General features: G+C 51.0%; 13 protein-coding genes and 1 pseudogene. All 14 read left to right on the top strand.

Going from position 1 to position 18,639, the window contains the following annotated elements:
* Positions 1–259 precede the first annotated feature (259 nt).
* Positions 260–409, top strand: a complete 150-nt coding sequence (locus BN1724_RS13005) for a hypothetical protein (protein ID WP_157085877.1) — start codon at positions 260–262, stop codon at positions 407–409.
* Between the two features lie 318 nt (positions 410–727).
* Positions 728–970 carry a hypothetical protein gene (locus tag BN1724_RS11470; RefSeq protein WP_058235470.1) on the top strand — a complete coding sequence of 81 codons (243 nt, stop codon included), beginning with the start codon at positions 728–730 and terminating at the stop codon, positions 968–970.
* Between the two features lie 49 nt (positions 971–1,019).
* Positions 1,020–1,829 (top strand): hypothetical protein, encoded by an 810-nt coding sequence (locus tag BN1724_RS11475; RefSeq protein ID WP_157085878.1) that lies wholly within the window; start codon positions 1,020–1,022, stop codon positions 1,827–1,829.
* A 41-nt stretch (positions 1,830–1,870) separates the two neighbouring features.
* Positions 1,871–2,143, top strand: a complete 273-nt coding sequence (locus tag BN1724_RS11480) for a hypothetical protein (protein WP_058235472.1) — start codon at positions 1,871–1,873, stop codon at positions 2,141–2,143.
* A gap of 662 nt (positions 2,144–2,805) precedes the next feature.
* Positions 2,806–3,991, top strand: a pseudogene (locus BN1724_RS13610) (IS3 family transposase).
* A gap of 851 nt (positions 3,992–4,842) precedes the next feature.
* Complete coding sequence (locus BN1724_RS11485) at positions 4,843–5,577, top strand: hypothetical protein (RefSeq protein ID WP_157085879.1); 735 nt, start codon at positions 4,843–4,845, stop codon at positions 5,575–5,577.
* A gap of 535 nt (positions 5,578–6,112) precedes the next feature.
* Positions 6,113–7,804, top strand: coding sequence for a hypothetical protein (locus tag BN1724_RS11490; protein ID WP_157085880.1), 1,692 nt, complete (start codon positions 6,113–6,115; stop codon positions 7,802–7,804).
* A gap of 350 nt (positions 7,805–8,154) precedes the next feature.
* Positions 8,155–9,396, top strand: coding sequence for a YcaO-like family protein (locus tag BN1724_RS11495; RefSeq protein WP_172797127.1), 1,242 nt, complete (start codon positions 8,155–8,157; stop codon positions 9,394–9,396).
* Between the two features lie 369 nt (positions 9,397–9,765).
* Positions 9,766–10,935, top strand: coding sequence for a nitroreductase family protein (locus BN1724_RS11500; protein ID WP_058235476.1), 1,170 nt, complete (start codon positions 9,766–9,768; stop codon positions 10,933–10,935).
* A complete protein-coding gene (locus BN1724_RS11505) occupies positions 10,935–13,529 on the top strand; it encodes a lantibiotic dehydratase (RefSeq protein ID WP_058235477.1) in 2,595 nt (864 codons plus the stop codon). Before BN1724_RS11500 ends, BN1724_RS11505 begins: the two co-directional genes overlap by 1 nt.
* Positions 13,522–14,583: a lantibiotic dehydratase C-terminal domain-containing protein gene (locus BN1724_RS11510; protein ID WP_058235478.1), complete on the top strand. Its 1,062-nt coding sequence runs from the start codon at positions 13,522–13,524 to the stop codon at positions 14,581–14,583. The genes BN1724_RS11505 and BN1724_RS11510 overlap by 8 nt, the downstream gene beginning before the upstream one ends.
* Positions 14,576–15,667: a hypothetical protein gene (locus tag BN1724_RS11515; protein WP_058235479.1), complete on the top strand. Its 1,092-nt coding sequence runs from the start codon at positions 14,576–14,578 to the stop codon at positions 15,665–15,667. Before BN1724_RS11510 ends, BN1724_RS11515 begins: the two co-directional genes overlap by 8 nt.
* Positions 15,668–16,723: 1,056 nt before the next feature.
* Positions 16,724–17,596 (top strand): ABC transporter ATP-binding protein, encoded by an 873-nt coding sequence (locus BN1724_RS11520; RefSeq protein WP_197671798.1) that lies wholly within the window; start codon positions 16,724–16,726, stop codon positions 17,594–17,596.
* Positions 17,593–18,324 carry an ABC transporter permease gene (locus BN1724_RS11525; RefSeq protein ID WP_058235481.1) on the top strand — a complete coding sequence of 244 codons (732 nt, stop codon included), beginning with the start codon at positions 17,593–17,595 and terminating at the stop codon, positions 18,322–18,324. Before BN1724_RS11520 ends, BN1724_RS11525 begins: the two co-directional genes overlap by 4 nt.
* Positions 18,325–18,639: the final 315 nt, after the last annotated feature.

The raw sequence follows: 18,639 nt of genomic DNA on the forward strand, positions 1-18,639 counted from the left end.
CGGCAATGATGCGGGCTTTGGGATGGAGCACCGCGGGTGTCCTTGTGGCCGGGGCGGTTATTTTCTCGGCTTTTCCTTTGGTCGTTGTGGTGCTGGTGGCCTGGGCGCTGGGCTCTGAGTATAGGTACGGACCGCCGGAATCTGTTGTCGCCGTGGTGCTCATGTGTGTCATATGTTCTCTAGTGGCACACTTTATTGAGCGGTTCGGCATAAGAATCTTTCCTGGGCACCGCCTTTGACGATTACGATCATAGGTGACGTGCTGGAAACGGTTGTTCTATTCCTCGGATACATCGCGGTTGTCGGCTCATGGTGGCAATCCCTTCTGATGGCTCTATCGACGGTCGTGCTGTATCTGATGATGCTCCCCGGGATTCGGGTGCTGGAACGACGCGCCGATGAGACCTAGCTTGCGGGATTGACCATCTGCGGTGGGGTCGCGATATGGCGTTGCTGATTTATCGAGTGGGGTTTCGGTGCGGCCTTTTAAAAAGAGAGGGCAAGGCGTTGTGTGGGAATGCGTCGAAGAAAATGGCTAGCATCTAGTCATCTACCTCTTATCTAGGTACGCTTGCTAAGGAAAACGGCATAACTGTTATTCAGTGACCACACGCAGGAGTATGGGCATGAAAGTACACGGCACCCGCAGAGGTGGGGTGATCCGCAAGGCCGCAGTTGCGTCATGGCGACCAGCGGCTTTTGGCTCGGAAGGTGCAGGGGATTGGTAATGACCTGGAAGCTGTGCCTTCGCGCCGCCTTAAGTTACGCCTGTGTGTCGGTGTGGCTCATGTGGATGATGACGTTTAACTCGGACCTCAGTGTGTTTGAGGGCTACGCCGATGCCCGACGGCTTACCGCTAATGTGACGGCGAGTTTCTTCCTCACCTTCATGATGATGTATGAGCCCCTTAAAGAGGTGTGGGGTCAGCGCCAGCAAAAATCTCAACGTGCTGATCACGCTGTGCACTGACAGGACGCGGATCATGTCGTTGTTCCGACTAAGCTCTAAGGATGTGGCTTTGAGAGATTTTCGTGTGGCCAGTGTTCTGGTCGCGGTTGGTGTGTTGGTGGCGGGGTGTAGTTCCGCGGATAAGCCGTCGGCAACAACCACGTCGCCAGCGTCAGCTTCGGTCTCGCCGTCAACAGCGGGTTCTCATGGGGTAACCGCATCGTCTGGTCCTCGGGTGGTGATGCCGCAGAGGCTGGCGACTGATCCGGCAGTGTTTGGGGATCAGGTTGCGGTGTCGCAAACCGTCACGGGTGATGATCTCAAGCCGGTGGATTTAGGGCCCTGTCGTGATCAGGCTGCGCAGGGGGCTGATTCCAAGACGATCACGGGGCATGTGCTGGGTGATCGGGCTCGGCAGGCTTATATTGATGCGGGTTTACCGCGTGAAGCGGCCGAGAAGATGCATTGGGCTGCGAGTGGCGCTGGTGCTGACACTGCTAAGCAGCAGTGTGAGGGCCAGATTGGTCGTGATTTTCAGGTCGTGGTTGGGTTGCGGCAGGTGGGCGAGAATATGCACGTGATGATGACCGTGAATCTGAAAGGGTCTCGTGATCAGCCGCCGCTTCGCGTGGATAACGCGCGTCCGATGCTGACCGCGTATGTGGGTGAGAATCATCGGCCGGTTCCTATTTCGGTGGGGGAGTTTCGGGAGGATGCGAATCCTGATGGGTCGCCTCTGTATCAGTGGACGGGTGTGGTCCCGGTCAAGGATTTAGGGCCGGTGAAGGATGTGGTGTTGCGGACGGATACGGGTTTCTTGCCCGAGTGGTTTAACGTGTTCACGTTTTACCGCATTCACGTCACCAACTGGGCATCCTGAACCGATGAGTACTATCGCAGCTGCTGCGGTGAGGATATTTTGTGTCTGAGCGAAAAACTAAATCATCTCCTTCTAAAAAGTTATCCGGGATAAGAGGAAAAGTTCTCGCCTGGTTGCTTATTATTGGTATCGCGCTCCTGGTAGCGATACCGAGCGCAATCCTTTTCGGTGCCGCCGACTTTATCTTCGGAACCCCTGAGAAAGGCCTGATCACCTTCTTTGGTTCGCTCGGCTTGGCTGCGCTTCTGTTCTTGTGGAGCTTTGGCTGGGATTATCTTCGCGATAAGTGGAAAGAGTCAAGAAAGAAAGACTAAACGCCGTCGCTGGTAGCCGGCTCGACTTTTGGCTTGGTGAAAAGTGTTGGCCAACTCTCAGGATTAAAGATCTAGATTCTCTGAAGCGAAGCTTTCGTTAAGTGGGGTTGTGAGACGTCGCGCTCACCTCTAAACTGTTGTGGAGATAATCCAATGTAAGAAGCGTGTCGATGCTATAGGTCGTCGTGTCGGGTCTCGATCCTCACTCACTTCCCGGCCTTAAGCCGGCCGGCGCGATGTGGAAGAAAAATTTGGAGCTGATCCAGAGGCGTGTACCCAAAAAACATGTACACACTGCGTGCATCGTATAGCCTTTCGATGTTGATTATGGCATTGTAAAAGGCTAGCGATCGATTTCGGTATCGATTCCCTAAAAGGGTGTTTCCGTGGTAGGAGTTTTACGAGGTTATGATTGTCAACGCCTTTGCCTATCTATCGCGCCTGGGAATCTGAGTAGCACGGTGTTCAAGCGTTCCAGGTCACCGCAAAAGGGCTGTCTCTGTGTTCTATATCAAGCTGCGAGGGTGGTTAACTTGGTTGTGGGAGCGGGTTGGGGTGGTGGGTGCCGTCGTGCAGCGTGGTGTAGACGATGTTGCAGCGGCGTCGGGTTGAAGCGTAGTGGGTTTAGTTTCGGCCTCACCTGTCAAAGGGAGAATCGGATTATGTCCAAGAAGTACTCAGAGGACGTCCGTGGCAACGCGATCCGGATGGTCTTTGACTGCCGCGTCCGAAGGTGGCTCGAAGATCAACTTGATCCGCGTTGTTGCGCACAGCCTCGGCGTCGGCGCTGAAACGCTGTGGATGTGGGTCTCGCGCCACCAACCCGGCCCGGGCTTTAGGCCTCATGAGAATCCGGAAGCAGACAATAAACGCCTGCGCCGGGACAACGCGGAACGATGTTGTGCGCACGAGATTTTGAAGAAAGCCTCAGCTTTTTTCGCCGCGGAACTCGACCTCCCCACCACGATATGATCCGGTTCATCGACATCTACTGGGCTCAGTTCGGGGTCGAGGCCATCTGCCGGGTGTGAGGCCAGGCAGAGTGTGGGTTCTTTACCTCGCGTGGCTACCGCGCCGCGAAAACCCGCCCGCGCTGTGCCAGGGCGGTGCGTGATGAGGTCAAGCGGGTTCACGCGCATAACTATGGCGTGTACGGGCACCGCAAGATGTGGCACACCCTTGCAGCGTGAAAGCTGGCAGACCGGGCCGGTCACACCGCCCGGATGATGCGTCAAGCCGGCCTGTAAGGTGTTCGAGAAGGACGTAAGCCCTTCACGATAGTGCCGACGAACCAGCCTGATCATCGCCGAGATGTGGTGACGCGTGAATTCACCGTGCCAGGCCCGAACCGGTTGTGGGTCGCTGACATCACCTACGTGCGGACCGTGTCCGGGTGGGCGTACACGGTGTTCATGACCGATGCCTGCCACGGAAGATCCTCGGTTGGTCGGTCGCCTCGTCGCTGAGCACGACAGCGTTGCCGATGTTAGCGTCAGAGCAGGCGTTGGCCTCCACGCTAGCCCATCTGGTCAATGGTCATTTGGTGTATCCACAACGACCGGGGCACCCAATAAGTCATCCTGGCCTACTCTGACGCGTTGGCAGAACAGGGTGTGAGGGCCTATGTGGGCACGAGGGATGATTCGTATGACAACGCCCTGGCTGAGACGGTCAACGGTTTGTACAAGACTGAGCTGATCTACGCGCGCGGTCGAACTCGCGACATCATTGGAGTGGGTGAGCTGGTGGAATCATCGGCGCCTTCCCGAGAATCTGGGCTATCACACCCCGGTCGAGGTGGAGGCCTCGTATGCTCAAGACGTGACAAAGGAGCTCATCCCGTTATGACACACGTGTCGGAACTACACCCAGAGCGCTTCAGTCTAGGATCACCTCAAGGTCGTTGCTACTGGTTTGACGCAGAGTATCAACAAGGCGATTCTAGTTGCCCACGTCTACACAGGACCATCCTGTTTCTCGGAGATAGCATTGTGGATGACCGGCACCTCGTGTTCAATTTCATCTTTAGCTGTGGCTGAGCGGTATCGGATGTTGTCTAGGTGTAGTTGGAACCACCCCGTTGAGCTTGGCCATGGGCTACTCGACACTACAACGCTCCATGGTTTTGGCTGGCCCAATGTCGCGGCGAGGCGGTGGAAGGTTGCCCTCGTCCATGACTATCGCCTCGTCAACGACTACGAAGTAGGTCGTTTGTGTTGCGCGATAGCGCTTGCTACCTCGTGAATGTATGTGTGTTTGGACATGAACCTGATATGTCTTGTCACCGCACCATCAGATATACTAATTCACATAAAGTGCTATCTGGAAATAACGGGATATTCGATACTTTTGTAGGCTGATAGGACTCAAAGCGAGGACTAGCAGAGAGCGCGTTCGTCAGATGCGGCTCCCGTAGCGGACGGGACATGTCGATGGGGTCCAAGCTAGAGGCACAATTTGCGTTACCGCTGCAAAGGAGACGGCGATGACGTAGACTGATTTCCTAGGAATTGATGGGAAACAGCCTGGACACCTTGTCCTATGCCATTGGAGGCACTTTGTGTATCTCGACTTATCGCATGGAATTCGTGAGAGTAGGTCGCCAGGGTATCCAAGGTTCGTAAGGTTTACAGTTTGAAATGAGGGCTATGACGTTGCAAAAGGGGCCTGACTGCCTCGGGGCTGGTACCTTACTTGTGATGAGCCAGGTGCCGCGATCCCGGTTGAAGGCGCCTGATATGGTGCCAGCCGCATTCGATGGGCTCAACGTATCTAATCTGCTCTCGAGTCTGATTCGAGCCGCTCAATCTGGTGTCTGGGCACTGACAGCGGCCAAGGCGGCGTGCCTGAAAATCGCCCAACTCTGGGTCTGTAAAATTATAGAACTAGCAGCCTGTCTGCCCAGTGGTGAGCATGATTCCACTGGCAGTCGCGACCGTGTAGTAGAAAAATGCCTTGCGAGGCTAACCTTTAAGTTATTGGAGATCTTGAGCCGAACAACTTCGACCATCGTTAGCCCCACCATCATCGTCACTGTAGACCATCCATTTGCATTCGGTGAGGACCGTCAAGGATTAACTCAAAGTGGGTTGCGGGTTAGCGAGCAGTTTTGCGTTGAGACACTGGTCTTGGCGGTCTGGAACTTCGACCATGGCCCCTTTATAATTCGGGAGGCGTGGAGCCCCACTTTCATTTCCTGCAGCTACAATTCCGTGACATGCAAGGCAGCCGCCGAAGAATATAATAGCAAGGGCATTTTGCAGGCGGAAGTCCTCGACGGCGGCGACTACGTTTGGAGGTGGCAGTGTGAATGCGAAGGGATTGAAAGGTCAGTAGAAGCTCAATCTGTAAACTGCAGCGTTATCACCAGCATCTATGGCGAGTTTGCCGCCATCAAATTCGGAAATTGCATGCTGAACGAGGTGGTTCAATAAAGAATCAACCAGATGTTTTGACGAACTGCCACTCCGGGTAAACAGCGCGGCGACGCCGACTTTATTTGGTGGATCCTGGTGGGTTTAGATTTGGCAACAGAAAACTGGATTAGCCTCGACGATATAGTCGACAGTAAAGACATCGTCCGCAGTGAATTGAGGAGAGGATGTGGCCTGCTTGTAAGGCTTAGAGTGTATGTGAGCATAAGCGGCCCCAAGTCGGTCAGTGGCTCCGTGACTGCAAACTAGGTAAAGGTGAATTATGCTCCAAACAGTGTATGCGAGGATCGCCTATGTATCTAATTCTACCTCAACCATTCGATGGAGCCGACCTAAAAGCAATGGACGTATCATGATTTCATATTATATGGCCTAATTAAATCAAAATATTGTGAGATGAGTTGGCGTCAAAAACGTTGAGCATGTAGAAAGTGAGCTGGACAACTTAAAGGAAATATCTCTGCCCTTGTTGATGTGATTTCGTGGTATTGAGCAGTCCGTAATTTGGAGTGCTAGTAGTCAAATAATTTGAAAGATGATAATCATGCGCGATACTGACCGTCCCTGGCTCCGACGGGACACAATTTTTGCTTCCACGCCTGGAGGGTTGCTCATCTCCAATGCAACTTCCGGATTTGAAATTACCGGACAGTCGGCGTATGAACTTTTCTCGAGAATCTATCCATTGTTTAACGGTGAATTGACAGTGGCCCAGATTAAGACAGCGGTTTCGGAGCGTAACTGGAAACTTGTCGAAGCCATGGCTCGCCCTCTGGAAGATCACGGTTTCTTACGCTGGATACCTACTGCCGATTTTGAGCTCATCAGTGAGGATTTGCGGACTCGGTTTCCAGATCAGATCGCATTTCTTGCTCAGTTCACCGATGCTCCAAATGAAGCGTTTCTAGCTTTCAACCACGCGAAGATCCTCGTGGTTGGTGATGATCAAGTTGTGGATTCGCTGAGTGCGAATCTTGACGATAATGGTGCTGAGCAGCTCATGAGGGTTGCAAACTTTGAGGAAGTTGATTATGAAGGCCTGTCGCCCGATTTGATCGTTCTGGGACCGTCGGCGCTAGCCGCAGTGGTGGATGCACAGAAGGTGGATATACCATTCCTTGGGATATGTCCTGCGGGAGACTATCTGTGGGCCTTGCCGGTGAAATGGGATGAAGGTAGTGCCAATTGGGATCTTGCGAATGACTCTATGAAGCGCGGATCGATAAGCGCTGAATGGACTGCGAGTATTGAGGCTGCGTACGCTGGTCATCCGATGTGGACGACGGCAACGTCTTCGCAGGCCGTTCAGCGGTTGTTTGGAGCCTTACTCGCTTACGATATCTTCAAAGGAATTACCGGTGCGATAGTTCCGGAAACAAGTAAGAGCATCCTAGGTTTCAATGCTCTCACTGGAGATACTTCAACCCACGATATAACACCGTTGTACGCCGAAATTAGTCGTGAAATGTCGGCCGGGTTGGAGGGTAATCTCATTGAGGTTACGGATTCGGAGAAACCGTCAGGCATGGACGAATCCAATGCGGATGAATATGACACTATATGGGCACCGATGGTTGATGCGTTTACGATGCCTGCTTTTAGTTTTGATGATATGGATCTCGATCAGGTGCCGGTCAAGGTATCACAGATCAAAACATCATTTGGAAGCGTCTTCGGAGCCAGCCCGTGGACTACTGCCGATGCGCGTATCGAGGCAATTGCTAAAGCCTATGGGAATAGCTTGAGTCAGCATTGCTCGAGGGACTCCCGGATGCCGCGGGTTGTTGGTGTTGGCACCTCACGCGCTGACGCGATTCGTCGAGCTGTCGAAATGGTAGTCAGGGGCGAAATTTCCACCGGCGAGGTCGAAGCCAAGGCTGTACCGAGTATCATTAATGGCCGACTGGGAGACTTCATCGCCGAAATCTCCAAAGGGAAAATCGTTTTCTACGACCATGAGCCAATGGCAGGTCAGTGCGTGGCGAGTGCTGAAATGGAGGGGCTTCGCATTGTAGGAGCGGGAGCCAACCGGAAGGATGCGCAGGCACGTGCAGCGATTGAGTTACTAGGGCGGCGCCAAGTTGGAATCGACGACGTGGACGTGAGTCTAAAAATAGGTACGGATATCTCTGCGGCAATTGTTCAGATAGGCCATTGGTACGTGGCCGTATGTAGCCCAGCATCAAAGGACGCTCCATTGCACAATCACGTAGCTGAGGTGCATTGATGACTGCCCGAATTCGAGGTTGGAGGCATATTGTGTTGCCAGGCAGTCGCACATGCATCCCATGCGTAAAGGAGCAGGTATCCCTGACAGACTCCTTCTTTATGCGTACTGGACGGCCGTTGAATGCCACTTCGCAACAGCGGTACAATCCCTTTCTTGAACGATGTCTCGCTACGGGCGCTAGTGATTACTTTCCTGATGGAATATCAATCGACTATTCCACATTGCAGGTGCGGAGTGCGGCAACAGTATGTCGACATTTGCCGGGTAAATTATCGGCTAGCTCAGGGCCTGGGTATCGGGCCCGTGAACTCTCCTCCTATTTTAAATCAATCCCGGTCGAACTGTTTGTGAGCCCAGTTCACGCAGTTATCGGCTCAGAAATTGATGTTGACGTTACAGGTTTAGTGACTGCCAAGGTGTCAGGTTATCTCGTCCTATATTTTGACGATGATTACTACACACGTCCCTGGGGAGGCCATTGCGCGAACCTGGGTGATGCTCTGTATCTCGGTATTCTCGAAGGCGTTGAACGGTTGAGCTGTGAGAGTCCGCCAGATGCTGCGGTCGTTCGGGAACCTCCGCCCGGCATCCGCGTGGTGGGCCTCGATGAATACGGTGTTCCAGCGGAGCATTGGAAGATCGCAAACCCCAATGTGGGAGCTTGGGCGTACGCCCACGTAATCGAAGCAGCCGCCCCCCAGTTGCTAGGTGAAAAAGTGCTTACCCCCGAGCGGTTGGTTTTTACTCGACCTAGCTTAGATCACATTCCATGGGTTCAAGATTCCTCAAATGGTTGCGCTGTCGGAGGTTCGGATGTAGAAGCTATTCTCTTTGGAATGCTGGAAGCAATTGAGCGTGATGCTTTCATGATTGCCTGGTATGGAAAGCTTAGCTTAGCTCCAATTGACCCCTCTTCTATTAAAGATGAGGAATCGCGCGCCTATTTGCAGAGAATGGCATTGTGTGATGTCAATGTTGTCTTCCTCGATGCAACTGTCGGAGTTAGTGTTCCCACGGTCATTGCCGTGTGCTCGGAACCGTCAGGCGCGACGTGCGTGGGAGCTGGTTCCCATCCGGATCCGGAGCGGGCCTTAAAGAGTGCTCTCGTGGAAGTGGCGTCAGACTTTCAAATTGTCGCTGAGCGGGGCCGCTCGCGCGCAGAAGAGATTGACTCCATGCTTGCAGATTACTCCAAAGTGCGGGCAATGGAGGATCACGCCGATCTCTTTGCTACTATTGAGTCGCAGCCGCTTATTGCTCATTGGCGAAACCCGCGACTTAAGCCTGTTTCTCTTGATTCTCTGCGGCTAGAATATGGTGGTGGGAGTAACGTTGGTTCTGATCTCAGCTCCACTATACAGGCCTGCCATGACGCAGGATTTCAACCACTTGCTGTGGATATGCGTTCAGAACTGCTCGATCGGATGGGGTTGTCGTGCTGGAAAGTTGTCATTCCAGGACTCATTCCGATCGACTTCGGTCCCTATCAACGAGCGACGCGCATGCCACGACTTGCTGAGCGCATTGCTCGCGTCACGGGCGATTCGTCCTCGTTTCGTGCAAACCCCGTACCGCACCCATTTCCATAGAGGTGACTGATGACTAATTGGTGTAAACCTGGAACTGCAGCGGTTGCGTATGCGAACCTTATTTATCACCGTGTACGTGACGGCATGTTAATTAATGACTGGAAAGTCGATTGGGACAGGGAACCATATACACATTCTTTTTACCCAGGCGCCCCTGCCTTTAATCTGTCTTTACCGGGAGATGGATCTGATGTCATGAATGGCATAGTAGCGTGTGACCCAGATTATTTAGCATCGTTGCTCCATATAGCCTACGGGATTACGGGAATGCGTTTAACGATAAATCGCAATGACCATTCACATGTCTACCGTAGAAGCCGGAGTGTGAAATGGGGCCGAAATACCGCCTCAGGCGGTGGACGATACTGCGTGGACTTCTACTTGGTGGAGAGCGGACATCGTCAAGTTCAACTTGAGCCTGGTCTTTATCACTACACCCCGATACGCCATGCCTGGGAGAAGCTTAGCTCGGGTGATAAGACGCATCGCGTAGCACAGGCGCAGGGGTATGCGGATTGCTCCGACCGCTATTTGATCATGACTATCAACTACTGGCGGAGCGGATTCAAATACAATGATTTTGCCTATCAGGCTACTGCCATGGATGTGGGAACAACTATGGCGTCGATGGCTGAAGCGGTCGGAGACGGCATTGAGGCCAGCTGGGACATGTGGACTAATGAGGACGAGCTGGCGCCCCTTTTGGGGTTAGATCCCATGAAAGACGGTGTCTATGCGGTTCAAGCCTGGGGACAAACTCACAGAATGACTGAACAGCCCGACGGGCTGGATACTCCGATATCGCGTAGGGTTTTATCGAAGCACCGGGAAACCAGAGATTTTGAAACAACCCTGGCGTTGCAAAGAGACATGCGGGGATTTCCTCTCCGCCCCAAACAAATCCGACCCAAAGCCGTGACGGCCGGTACTTCGATAAACCGGCACGCGCATTGGTTAGATAACATGCTCCGTCGACGGACAAGTTTTGGCCGATTCACTGGTCAAGGATATCCTGTAGATGACCTCTTGGGATTGCTCCAACGTGCTGATCAAGTCAGCAATCTTGTGGCTCCTAACTCCTTTGTGGAGTGGCAGTACCTTGTTTATGCAGCTAAGATTGAGGGCCTTAAGCCGGGGCTCTACCGATACCGTTCATTCAGTAACTATTTCGAGCCTCTAAGTTTCGACACTCAGCAAGAATTCTTAGCGAGTACCTACTTCTTGAAAAATTATGACGGTAGGAAGGCTGCGGCTACCGTTATTCCGTGCGCTAATGTATACCGGTGCGCTCACGAATGGGGTGTGCGTGGGTATAGGCTTATCAATGCCGTGATTGGTGCGGGATGCCAGGCGTTGTCAGTCGAAGCGGCACGCCGCGGACTAGGTTCGGGAACAGCACTTGGATTCGATGCTGAAGCCCATGCTCAGCACTCGGATATGGATAAAGAGGTGATGACCCCTATGCTCATGATCATGACCGGGGTAGACGACGCGCGTTCAGGCCAGTTCCATTCCAATACAACTGTGCGGAGGGTTTGATGATTATTCTTGACCCTTATTGTCAAGTTCGTATTGGGGGACTTTCCTTCGATGTCATCAACAAGCTTACGAACTCTAGAGTCGTCGATATTTTGACGAAAACTCGCCGTGCATATTCGAGTCTCCAAAGCAATGTCGAGGAGATAAGCGGTCTGCTTTATAGTCTTATCAGTATAAGCAAAGGTCATACTAAGAAAAATCTTATTGTATTTAGGCGCCATATGTTCAACGGAGAATATCGCTTTGCATGGGACATACTTGCAAGTATAGATGATGTGACCCGAGTCGATGTGATAAAAGCATTGGGACGGTTTGCGGAAGACCTACGCCAATTCATTTTCGGAATTAAATATATCTGTTCTGGTTTTGACGAAGCCTTGACCATTGAGCGTGAAAAACTTATTGCCTATATCGAAGATTCGCATTTCATGGCCGGAGTAGCAGTGTCGGCGCCTGCACTGCTACCTGCTGTGCGGCGCTTAAGCGACCATGTGCGGCAGGGGATGGTGGATAAGAAAGACAAGAAGGCAGAACGCTCTTTCCAATCATATGTCCTGCGCGCATCGACAAAGACCAGCCCCTTCTCAACACTCGGACCGATTGCTATTGGTTCTACGCGCTCCCGTCCGATAAAGCAATCGCAAAGGTGGGCATCACTGCCTTCGGTGTATCCGATTGTGCGGGTCCTCCACACCCTCGCCGATTTGCCAGAGAACCTTGTCGGGTTTAAAGTTCGAGTTTCCGATTATGTGAGTGAGACACAGGGAGTCATCTCCGTTGACCGCACCCGTTGGGATTTCAAAGATATCTTAGCCCGGACAGATTATGCCAAGGCGACTGAATCAAGTGTTATCATTGGTCAGCGTTCCCTCATCGAGGCCGTGCTTCATATCCTAGGTGCCAACTCGATGAAACTAGGGGAGCTTAGTGCTGAGCTTTCTAAGCGGAGCGGAATCGCACCACAAGTCACGATCACTCTTTTAGCGGACCTGATCAGATTAGGATATTTGTGTGTGCCCGCGCTAAGCGTCCACCCGTATGATGCGCTGCGAATGGATTCCTTAGTTGCACAAGTGCGCGCAGCGAACCTGGAACTTGGCGAGGTTATGGATGAATTTGTTCAACGCGGTAGGGTATTTAGCAACTTTCGGGATGTGCAGAAGCGGATAGAAGAGCTTGGCATTGCCCGTAATCTTGTAGCCCGGATGTATGAGATTGCTGGAGTCGATGGCGATATGCCTCGGTCTGTCCTCTACGAGGATGTCGTTGCGGGCTCATTTGAGGGAGTCCAGCTTAAGGAAGGCGATCTGAGCGAAGCTGAGGTCGATAACTTGTTCCGATTTCTGGATGTTCTTAGCGACTCTAACGTAAAAATAGCTCTTATGACCGGTTACTTCGATAGCCAGCACCGGGACGAGGTGCCGGCAGATGAATTCGTACTCGGCTTCATTGAGGAACTCTTCGACTCTTTTGAGTCGTATGATGTAAGTGGTGTTGCCGAAAGTGATCTCGCAAAGGATCCGTGGTTGCGCTGGGGAGGAGCGTGGCGATGGGTACGTGCTCGTCGTAGATTAGTGGAGCGGCTTAATGAAATGGTGTTAGAGTACCCACTGGGAACTCGCGCTGCGAATAATCTCTACGGGGCGGAGTTTGATATTAGCGAAGTGCTTGAGTGGGCAACTGCCGATCTAGATTTACCTCAAAGACCATTCCGGCATGCCAATGTTTTACTTCAATACGTTCCCGAAAGCGACGAATATGTTCTCAACGACGCTTTTGGAGGTGTCGGATTTCAGATTTCGCGCTTCACGCATTTGCTCAATTTTCCTCCACAATATTATCTTAGTGAGATCGAGGCCGTTGCTTTGTCTGTTGGAGTACAGCTTGTTGAGCTCAGTGGCGGGGCATTGTTTTCGAACCTTAATATCCATGAGCCGCTATTCGCGACGAGTTTAGTGCTTCCGGGCGAGCCAAGGCCATTGAGGGCGATCGACTCAATTAATCTCAGCGACCTTAAGGTACGAAGAAAAAATGACGTCGTAGTTTTAACCAATGGGGACAAGGAGATACACCCCGTCTACGCCGGGTATCTTGTTCCCGCCGCAACCCCGCGGCGGAACCGGGTGGTTAGTCTTTTTGATCCCACCGTGGAAATGAGTAGGAAGTTGACGTCGCATGTGACTGCTTCCCCGAACGAGAACTCGATAGTGGTAATACCCCGCTTTAAGATGGGGCGCTTTATCGTGGCAAGAGCACGCGCGCTAATTGGTTCCAAGGCGATGCCGGATGCTAACCCACTTGAGATAAATGGTTACCTCGAATGGTTGAAGTTTTGGGCGGATAACGAGCTCCCAGAGTGTTGCTTTATCAAAATTTCTGACGAAGCCAGTCAGGCGAAGAAACCAAACTACTTTGACGTGCGTCTTGTGTTATCGTGCTCTTCTCTTTATAGCGATTTAAGAAAGGTTGAAGGGGAAGCTATTGTAGAAATCTCTGAGTTTCTCCCCAATGCTGCATCGGCCTATTTGGGTGGTCGCAAGGTTGTGACTGAATACATGCTTGGCATAAGCCGGATTGGATCGAACAATGAATAGTTCCGTTTTTATTCCAAAAGCACTTGGCGAAGAGGCTGAGCTACGTAAGTCTCACGTCTGGCGTTCCTACCATGTTTTCTACGGTGGGAATCCGTTGATTTTGCTTCGCGACTGTATCATACCTTTAGTTGAAGCCCTACAAAGTGAGTCCGTGATTAGAGACTACTTTTTCATCAACTACTGGCTTGAAGGTTCTCACGTTCGCCTGAGGCTTCGCGTCAAACCCGAGATGCTTGACGATTTAGATAAGCGTGTACTTGGTGAGGTAAGAGATTATCTTGCAATTTCACCCTCGTACCATCCGATGGCAGAGCTTATGAATAATAGCTTTTATGAAAATCTATTTAAAGGAGAATACCCCGAAACGGATCGATGGAAGTATTTTGATTCTGATGGAGCTCCAATATTTGCTAATAATAACTCAATCGAAATTCGCGAATATGAGCCTGAATGGTTGCGATATGGTGGCGAGGTTGGTATTCTGATATCTGAACGCCAGTTTGTTGAATCCACCCAACTGGTTGTTCAACTCATGCATCTTGGAAATTTAGGCGTTCGCACTATATTACTGGGGATTGCTTCACAAATTACATATATTACGGCCGTTTGTCTGCTTGATGACCTTGATTTAGTTGAGAAGTTTTTATTGGCTTATCATCGCAGGTGGTCTGAAGGCTATGAGACGCATGCTAGTTATCTTACAGAAGCCGGACTCAATGAACACCGGGTGACGGTAGAGAATCTGAGAAAAAAAATAGTTCCGTTGGCGGATGCTATCCGCCGTGGTGAAACGACTGGTTTCCCTAAAATTCTTGGCGAGTGGGTTCGGCTGTGCCAGAAAACTCGTCACCAGATTAAAGAGGCTTGTAAATATTCGACGCTTGTTTTTGAGTATAATGACGGCGTTAGAGTTGCCACTAAAGTCGAAGAAGCGGCGTGGTCATTGTGCCACTCCTTCATACATATGACTAATAATAGAATGATGGTTTCTGTAACAGACGAAGGCTTTTTGGCCTATCAACTTGTTGAAGCAATGAGGGGCAAATTTGACTGATAATAATATTGATTGGGTTCCGAAGTGTAATCCCCGTTTGGAAGTTGGGCCGTCAAGATGGACCGGAACCAAGATCGTTGCCACCGTCGGCATCACAGGCGAGGAGCGGCTCATTGAAATAGGTTTGCTTGAACGTTGCGTTCTTGATGAAATCGATGGTGCAAGAAATGTTTCTGCGATTACATCGGAGCTTTCTAACAAGGGATTACCTGTCGATGATACCCGGGTGATGGCTATCCTTAATAGATTTGCTTTCGTGGGTGCCGTTGAACGGCCGTTTAAAATCAGGTCTGGCACTACCGATGTGGATCGTGCAGCGCACGATAGGATGCGAATACAATCAGATCAGATTGCAGCTATTAAAGATTCCGGTAAAGGTCTCGATTTATGGAGAAAGCTTCAGTTTCTTGCTTCGCCGATTTTCTTCAGAGTGCTGATCGCAGCAGGAATCGCGGCTAGTGTATTCTTAGCAGTTAATATTCCTCGAGCTTTGTTGCTGCTAATGGAGTCGAGCACTTCTCGTCTCGTGCCTGCGGTTTTGGTCGCTCTCACGTGGACGGTGACCGTGACCATGATTCATGAGAGCGGGCATGGAGCTCTGTTCTATTACCATTCAAAGAGGTTCCCCTTTTTTTCTTTGGTGCGATTTGGCCCTATTCCTATGCCGAATACCTATATGCCAGGAATTTCCTTGTTGGAAACTGTTCAACGTGTGCGGGTAATTGCGGCAGGTCCTCTAGTGTCCATGGTTCTGGCGGCCATTCCTGTGGGTGTGTTTATTGGAGTTAATCAACCTATAATCCAGACGGTCGCCGCTATGTGCATGATGTTCGATGCTGTCGTCATCGCTTTGGGAATTTCGCTATTTCCTAATACCGATGCTACTCGTCTTTTAGAGGCATTGGGGGGTGTCGATCAAATTCAAGTGGTTTCATTCCGAACTCTTATTGGAAAATATCGTTTGCCGACTGCTCTTCCGGTGCGTAGCAGGGTTGCCATCCGCTTCTATCCTTTCTTGCTGATGGTTTCGACTCTTGGGTGGATCTTGATGATAGTCTCGGTTGTTATGTTTATGTGGAATTAGGTGGCCGCCTTGGGCTTAATCTAAAGTGAATCTACAGAATTGTTTCAATGAGCTAAATAGCTTTGCGGATAGAATATTTGACGATAAGGATTGCGCCTACCTTGCAAATTTCTCGATGAGTTTGATCCGCCGCTTAATGTCCCTTCTCTTCTTTTTCGCGGTAGGATTAAATTTTTATTAATGTTTAGAGGGGCATCCGGCCGAATTGGTCTGACGGTGATGAGTATTTGTGAAGTACTAGCTTCTTAATGCTGTCAAGCTGCGGCAAAATTTGATGTAACTGCTTTGCTGGTGTGTCAGGTTGCTATTGCTTGGAATCGGCGAGAAATATTCAGGCCTGCACCCGAAGCATATCGCTGCCGACTAAATTTAGTTGGTTGCATGCCGGGCCCTGACCGGACGATATTGCTTGCCGAATCATCCATATGTAGTACGCCTACCACCTACCTCTAACCGGTCCTACCTGCTTGCTATAGTACTGATATGGACTATAATACTGGTATGGGTCGTCTGACTCATGTGGGAAATGGAGCCCTCATCTGGGTTGCAATTTGAAAGGAGATCATTATGGATTTGCAGAATCTTGCCGCTGAGCTCGACAGCTTTACGGCTGAGACATTTGAGGTTAAGGATTACGTCGACTTCGCCGACATGGCTTTTGGTTCGACCTGCTCGTCATCGTCCTCCTGTTCTTCGACTTGCAGTTCGTGCTGTTCCTCAACTTGCACCTCGTGTTCCTCATGTGCTACCGCCTAGGATTTATGGTTATAGCTGGTTGGCTACTTAGTTCATAGCTGAACTGGCTTCGGGAGGTTAGGATACTCAAAAAACGAGTTCCTTACACACCTGTGGCGAGTTAGATGTAACTGTTCCTCGTTGTGCCCGATGCAGCAAGTTTGATATCGGTTTCGTTTGGATTTTGTTAAGTTGCTTTAAATGGCTCGCTTTGGCATAAAAGTGGGTGGGATGCGTGCTTAGGCTCGCGTCCCACCCGTAGCTAGTTTCTAAGAGAGGCTACTTGTGGCAGTATACGCAGTTGATGTTCGAGGTCTTAGTGTGATCATTAAACGTAAGACGATCCTCTCACATCTCGATCTTCAGGTCGAAGAAGGAACTTTTCACGGGATTATTGGGCCGAACGGAGCAGGTAAAACTACTCTTTTCAATGCTATTCAGGGTTTTCGGGAACCAACCGAAGGTTCGATAAAGGTTCTTGGACAATCACCCTATCCGCGAAACATTAGTCTTCTTGCGAAAGTCGGAATTCAGCCGCAACGATCAGCATTTTTCCCACGCGTAACGTTGCGGGAACACCTTTCAGCTGTAGCTGCTATTCATTGCACTGATTTAGGGCGAGTTGACAACCTGATTGAAGTGTTAGATCTCGTCAAAGTGGCGGATACCAAAGTGGAGGGCCTCTCTGGTGGTGAACGCCAGCGTTTGGCTGTGGCCACGGCTATTGTTCACCGGCCTTTGGTTCTGTTTCTCGATGAACCGACAGCCGGGTTGGACGCGAAAGCTCGGAGCGCTCTAGTGGGGCTTCTACAATCGACTGACCTGTTGGACATGACTACCTTATACACTACCCACTACCTCGATGAAGCGGAGCGGCTGTGCGATACGGTGTCCATCGTCGAGGAGGGGCGAATCCTGACGACGTCTAGTCCTAGCCGACTTATCGTTGAAGCAAACCTTGGCTCAACGGTTATCCTTCCGAACGCTCTGTACCAGGCTGACGCCATCGCGGCAATACTCGGAAGGGATTCCTTGCGGGTTACCCGGGATGGTGTAGAGGTGAGATCGCATGACATCGCCGCGCTTTTTGCTATTCTCTCCGAAAACGGTATTGATACAAGGCAGGCGCAAGTACACGATGGCCGCCTCGAAGATGTTTATCTTCAGCTTACCGGAAAGGATTATGTGGAATGAGTAGATTCGGGGCCCTAACAAGAGTCCTTCTTCGCTATGATATTCGAGACTGGTCGAACATGATTTTTACATTCCTCGTTCCGGCTGGGTTACTTGTTGTACTTGTTTTAGCTTTCCATGAGCCTGTCAAGGGTGTTGATCTCACCGGGCCAATTAGCGCCAATGTTTTAGCTTTTGGTGCCGCTTTTGTTGGCGTGTTTGCTGGAGCAACCCATCTCGCGCTTTGGCGCGAAAATGGTATGCTTACCGTACTCAGAAGCTTTCCCATTTCTTCCAATACGGTGATTTCCGCTCAAGCGATAGCTGGGGTTGTCATGCTTTTGATGCAGGCTGCCATGCTTTTTATCGTCGCAATTGTGATGGGAATGAGGCCGGACCATACGGCACCCCTGGCGCTGCTCCCAATGGCTTTCGGATACCTGCTTTTCTTTGTGTTTGGTGTGATTATAGGCGTTGTCATACCTTCGATGGCCGCAGTTTCCATGGGTGCGATGCTTGTGGTCATTCCACTGGGCTATGTTGGAGGTGCGACGATACCTGTCGAAGCGCTTCCTTTATGGGTCCAGATGGTCGCTCCATACACTCCGATTTATCATATCCGGGAAGCCGTTACAATGTTGTTGATCGGCGAAGGTTCTTGGCTCAAGGTTGGCATCGGGATTGCATACCTTGTAGTGATGACCGCTGTGCTCAGTTTATTCGCGCAACGTTTAATGAAATGGAAGTAATGTCATTGTGATATTGGTGCCAAGACTCGACGGTGACGGATCTATCGTTATTCCAGGTGGATTCTTGGCCGCTGCCAACCATGACTTGTCGGTACAGGAACTCATGGACCGATGGCTTCGTACGAGATCGAAGATTGTTACACGGGCACTACAATCACCGGGTGCGGTTGTCGTGGGTAGCATCAACAGGTTTTTCTCAGGTATTAAACGCGAGATGGCTTGTTTTGGAATCAAATCAGGCAGGTCAGCTGCTTGGGAGTTTAGCTTTGAGAGTGGCACTACTCGATCCGGTTGGCTAAGCCAACCCTTCCGGTC

The sequence above is a fragment of the Devriesea agamarum genome, from assembly GCF_900070355.1.
Classification (GTDB): Bacteria; Actinomycetota; Actinomycetes; order Actinomycetales; family Dermabacteraceae; genus Devriesea; species Devriesea agamarum.

Excerpts from the sequence above, each read along its gene's own strand:
- BN1724_RS11470 (WP_058235470.1), top strand. The coding sequence starts at position 728 with ATGACCTGGAAGCTGTGCCTTCGCGCCGCCTTAAGTTACGCCTGTGTG.
- BN1724_RS11485 (WP_157085879.1), top strand. The coding sequence starts at position 4,843 with ATGAGCCAGGTGCCGCGATCCCGGTTGAAGGCGCCTGATATGGTGCCA.
- BN1724_RS11490 (WP_157085880.1), top strand. The coding sequence starts at position 6,113 with ATGATAATCATGCGCGATACTGACCGTCCCTGGCTCCGACGGGACACA.
- BN1724_RS11505 (WP_058235477.1), top strand. The coding sequence starts at position 10,935 with ATGATTATTCTTGACCCTTATTGTCAAGTTCGTATTGGGGGACTTTCC.
- BN1724_RS11510 (WP_058235478.1), top strand. The coding sequence starts at position 13,522 with ATGAATAGTTCCGTTTTTATTCCAAAAGCACTTGGCGAAGAGGCTGAG.
- BN1724_RS11525 (WP_058235481.1), top strand. The coding sequence starts at position 17,593 with ATGAGTAGATTCGGGGCCCTAACAAGAGTCCTTCTTCGCTATGATATT.